Annotated in this window: 1 protein-coding gene; it reads left to right on the top strand. The window is 46.9% G+C overall.

What is annotated here, in order from left to right:
- A partial coding sequence (locus tag RE317_RS20910) for an IS1182 family transposase (RefSeq protein WP_303266293.1) occupies window positions 1–1,246 on the top strand: 1,246 nt, incomplete at both ends.

The following is a 1,246-nucleotide window of genomic DNA, read 5'->3' as shown; positions in this document are numbered from 1 at the left end:
TTCATCAGCCTGAATGTGGAATACATTGACGGGACAAAGATCGAATCCAAAGCCAACAAGTACACTTTCGTCTGGCGAAAAACGGTTGAGCGGAACCGTGAACGCCTGATGAAGAAGATACATGTCCTGTTAGGGCAGATAGACGATGTCATTGCCCGGGAGAAGTCATCAGAGAACAATGAGGAGGTTGGGTTCACTCCGGCCATGCTGACTGAAATGGCAGGAGAATTGCGTCATGCACTGGAACAGGTTTCCGAGCCATCCGCGAAAGAGGAAAAGACTGAACTGAAAAAGAAACGCAAACAGTTGAAGGAACTGGAAGAACACAGGGACAAACTACAGGAATACGACTGCCATCCGGAAACGCTGCAAGAGAGGAATTCCTATTCCAAGACGGACAAGGACGCTACTTTTATGAGAATGAAGGAGGATGCCATGCGCAACGGACAGACGAAGCCCGGTTACAACCTTCAAATCGGCACCGAAAATCAGTTCATCACCGATTTTGCACTCTTCCCGAACCCTACGGATACACTGACCCTGATTCCTTTCCTGCAATCTTTTTCAAACAGGTATGACCGGATGGCCCATACGGTGGTTGCTGATTCCGGCTATGGCTCCGAAGAGAATTACCGCTTCATGTCCGAAAACGGCATGGAAGCCTACGTAAAGTACAACTATTTCCACATGGAGCAGCGGCCGAGATTCAAACCGGACCCGTTCAAGGCCGAAAACTTCTACTACAATGAAGAACATGACTTCTGCATCTGCCCTATGGGGCAAAGGATGCGGAGGATAGGCACCAGGAATGTGAAAACCGCATCCGGATATGTCAGCGAAAATGCACGGTACAGAGCTGTCAGGTGTGAAGGCTGTCCCCTGCGATGCCGCTGTTTTAAAGCAAAAGGAAACAGGACGATAGAACTGAATCATAGGCTTAGACAATACAAGCGGAGAGCCAAAGAACTGCTCTGCTCTGAGAAAGGACTGAAACACAGAGGGCAGAGATGCATAGAACCGGAAGCCGTGTTCGGACAAATTAAAAACAATATGAACTACAAACGTTTCCGACATTTTGGAAAGGACAAGGTCTTCATGGACTTTGCCTTCCTAGCCATTGCCTTCAATATAAAAAAGATGTGTGCAAAACTGACAAAAAAGGGTATGAACTGGCTGATTAGACTGTTTTATGAGCTTACAACTGCTGTTTTTAGATGCTGGGAACACATAAATCAAAGAAATCTTC

The organism is Phocaeicola sp. GP0067, from assembly GCF_031119655.1.
GTDB lineage: Bacteria > Bacteroidota > Bacteroidia > Bacteroidales > Bacteroidaceae > Phocaeicola > Phocaeicola vulgatus.
Note: the sequence above shows the minus strand (reverse complement) of the source record. Positions and strands in the feature narration are given on the sequence as shown.